This window comes from Cupriavidus gilardii (assembly GCF_017598945.1).
GTDB classification, from domain to species: Bacteria; Pseudomonadota; Gammaproteobacteria; order Burkholderiales; family Burkholderiaceae; genus Cupriavidus; species Cupriavidus gilardii_E.
In genome coordinates this window covers 1-3,866 of sequence record NZ_JAGFTW010000062.1, presented here as the reverse complement: position 1 = coordinate 3,866, position 3,866 = coordinate 1, and the positions used below count along the sequence as shown (strand labels likewise).

Genomic DNA, 3,866 nt, shown 5'->3' with positions numbered 1-3,866 from the left:
TCCTGGTGTTCGAAAACTACCCGGTCGATGCAGCGCTGCGTCAGCGCGAACAGAACGGTCTGAAGTTGGGCCAAGTCACTCATGCGGCGACCACCAACTACCCGCTGACCCTGGTGATCTCTGCCGGATCGACGCTCGATATCGGCTGCAGCTATCAGTGCGATCTCTTTTCGCAGGAGGCCATCCAGCAATTGCAGCGGCACTATGTTGCCGTGCTCGAGCAGATGGCGGCGACCCCGAACGTTTGCGTCGGGGACCTGTGCCTTGCAAGCGGAGACGATGGGCGCCTTGTGGGAGAGGCCCCGGGTACCCAGCCAATCGACGTACTGACGGCATGGCAGCGTACTGTTTCCGCTGATCCCGCTGCCATCGCGCTGAGATACGAAGACCAAGCGCTGACACGCGTCGAAACCGATAGCTTGGCCAATGCGATCGCGGCAGCGCTGGTCGAACGCGGCGTTGGGTGCGAGACGCGGGTTGGGCTCTGCGTCGAACGGTCATTGACCTTCGTCACCGGGCTGCTTGGCATCCTGAAAGCCGGGGCGGTTTGCGTACCGCTCGACCCCGGGCAACCTGTCGAACGGTTGCGGCAGCTGCTGGACGATGCCGGTGCTCGTGTTGTGGTCGGCGCTGTCCCGGGCTTCGATTGCATCGATCCGGCGTCCGTGGCGCCGGTGGCCGACGCCCCTTCCGTCTCGTTGCTGCCGGGCCAGGCCGCTTACCTGATCTACACCTCTGGCTCGACCGGTACCCCCAAGGGCGTGTTGGTCAGCCACGATGCGCTGGCGCACTACGTTTCCGGCGTGCTGCACCGGCTGCAGCTGCCTGCCGACGCCTCGATGGCAATGGTCTCGACTACGGCTGCCGACCTCGGCCATACCGTGCTGATCGGCGCCCTTTGCAGCGGCCGGACCTTGCATTTGATCTCGCGCGAGCGCGGCTTCGATCCCGATCGTTTTGCCGAGTACATGGCCCGACACCGTGTTGGCGTGCTCAAGATTGTCCCGAGCCATCTGCGCGGACTGCTGCAGGCGCGCCAGCCCGCCGACGTGCTGCCCGAGCAGGCGCTGATCCTCGGTGGCGAGCCCACCTCGGCCGAGCTGGCTCGCACGGTGCGCGGCTTGAAGCCGCATTGCCGGCTGTTCAACCACTACGGGCCAACGGAGACCACCGTCGGCGTGCTGACGCATGAAGCCGCCACATTGCCCAAACGGCAACTGCCAACCGGCACACCATTGCCCGGCTCGCGAGTCTATGTGCTCGACGGCGACCTGAACCCTGTACCGGCCGGCATCGTAGGGGAGCTGTATATCGGCGGCCCGCAGCTCGCTCGCGGCTATCTCGGTCGGCCCGGACTGACCGCCGAGCGCTTCGTCCCCGATCCGTTCGTAACGGGCGCACGAATGTACCGCACCGGCGACCGCGTCAAGCAGGACGCTGAAGGCCGCATCGAATACCTCGGCCGTCAGGACGAACAGGTCAAGATCCGCGGCTATCGCGTCGAACTTGGGGAGATCGGGCATCTGCTGCGGTCCCAAGCCGGCGTCAAGGACGCCACCGTGATCGTCCACGAGGACCGGCTGGTCGCCTACTGCGTGCTGAACGGAACGGACATCACAACGCTCAAGTCCCGGCTCAAACAACAGCTGCCGGACCACATGGTCCCCGCGCAGATCATCGCGTTGGACCGATTGCCGATTACGCCGAACGGCAAGCTCGATCGCCGCGCGCTCCCAACACCGGTATGGGAGACCCAAGGCTACGTCGCCCCGCGCAACGAGATCGAAGCCCTGCTCGCGCAGGTCTGGCAAGACGTCCTGGGCATCGAGCAAGTCGGCATCCACGACAACTTCTTCGACCTCGGCGGCCACTCGCTGCTGGTGACACGGCTGGCCGCCCTGGTCAACGCGCGGCTGCCCGCGCCAGTGCCACTACGGGTGTATTTCGAATCGTCGAGTCTCGCCGAGATGGCGGCCAGCATCGCGCAAACGAATGACAAGCACAACGCGCAAGACAGCCCCCCCGAAGCGGAACAGTGGGCCGACATGGACGCGTGGCTGGATACGCTGGAGACAGAAGCATGAGTGCTGACAAACTTCGCCTTGCACAGCGGTTCGCGAGCTTGTCTCCCTCGGGGCAGCAGCGATTCATTGACGAACTGAAGGCCCGCGGCATGAACTTTGGGCGGCTGCCGATCGCGGCTCGGGGGTGCAGCGAGGCCGCGTTGTCCTATGCGCAGCAGCGGCTATGGTTTCTGTGGCAGCTGGATCGCGACAGCGGCCTCTACAACATTCCGCGCGCCGTGCGGCTACGCGGCGTCCTCGATCAAGCAGCGCTTCAGCAAACCTTCGATGCGCTGGTGGAACGGCACGAAAGCCTGCGCACCACGTTCCATCAGGACGGCGAGCAGGCCGTGCAGCGCATCCATCCGGCCCACCCCTTGCCGATCGCGATCACTGATCTACGCGACTCGCATCCAGCCCAGCGCGACGCCGCGATCCAGTCACAGGTCGACGCCGAAGCGCAAGCGCCGTTCGACCTCGAACTCGGACCGCTGCTGCGCGTGCGCCTGCTGTGGCTGGCCGACGACGACCACATCCTGCTCGTCACCATGCACCATATCGTCTCCGACGGCTGGTCCATGAACGTGGTCATCGACGAGTTCGCTCGGCTCTATGCGGGCTTCGTCACCGGTCAGCCCGTGCCATTGCCGCCGCTGCCGATTCAGTACGCCGACTATGCCGCCTGGCAGAAGCAATGGCTCGAAGCCGGCGAACTGGAACGGCAGCTGCGCTACTGGAAATCGCATCTCGCCGACGATGGCACTGTCGTGCTGGAACTGCCCACCGACCGACCTCGCCCAGCCGTGCCGAGCCATCGCGGCGGCGCCGTCTCGTTCTCGCTCGATGCCGCGCTGTCGGCCAAGCTCAGGGCGTTGGCGCGTCGGACCGACACCACGCTTTTCACCGTGCTGCTTGCCGCCTTTCAGGTGCTGCTCTACCGCTACACCGGCCAGCGCGACCTGCGCATCGGCGTGCCGGTGGCCAACCGCAACCGCGTCGAAACCGAGGGTGTGGTTGGCTTCTTCGTCAACACACAGGTACTGCGGACCGACATCGACGGCAGCATGGCATTCGATGCGGTGCTTGCTACTGCTCGGGAATCGGTGCTGCAGGCGCAGGCCCATCAGGAGCTGCCGTTCGAGCAACTGGTCGAGGCGCTGCAGCCGGAACGCGATCTGTCGCACAACCCGCTGTTCCAGGTCATGCTGAACCATCAGCGGCGCGATCTGCGCGCGCTGGATCGCCTGCCGGGACTGGTGCTGGAGAAGGTCGAACGTACGGCGAACGCAGCGAAGGTCGATCTGGCGCTCGATACGCAGGAGGACGAGCAGGGCGTCCTCAGCGGCGTGTTTGGCTATGCTGCCGATCTGTTTGAGCACGACACGGTCGAACGTTTGCAGCGCCACTACATCGGTGTGCTGCAGTGCGTGGCCGACAACCCGGCCATCGCCATCGCCGGGGTCCCGCTGCTGAGTACGGATGAGGAACGACAGCTAAACGGCTGGAATACCGTTGATCGGCGCTTCTCGGCGGCTGAGCCCCCCCATATCGCGATCGGACGCCAGGCCGCACAGCGCCCTGATGCCATTGCCGTACGCTGCGGAGCGCGTGCCATCCGCTACGGCGAGCTCGATACCGAGTCCACACGTCTTGCCTACGCCTTGCATGCCGCCGGTGCAGGCCCGGAAACCGTCGTCGGCGTGGTGCTCGACCGCAGCCCGGACCTGATCGTACGGCTGCTTGCCACGCTCAAGGCCGGCGCCGCCTATCTGCCGCTGGACCCTGAGCTGCCTGCTGCGCGCA

Annotated in this window: 2 protein-coding genes; both read left to right on the top strand. The window is 65.4% G+C overall.

Annotated elements, in window-relative coordinates; all coding sequences use genetic code 11:
• Nucleotides 1–2,084, top strand: a 2,084-nt coding sequence (locus J5T34_RS23820; protein ID WP_208583368.1) for a non-ribosomal peptide synthetase, incomplete at its 5' end; no start/stop codon positions are given.
• Nucleotides 2,081–3,866: condensation domain-containing protein (locus tag J5T34_RS23815; RefSeq protein WP_208583367.1), on the top strand; the 1,786-nt coding region annotated here is incomplete at its 3' end. The genes J5T34_RS23820 and J5T34_RS23815, both read left to right, overlap by 4 nt.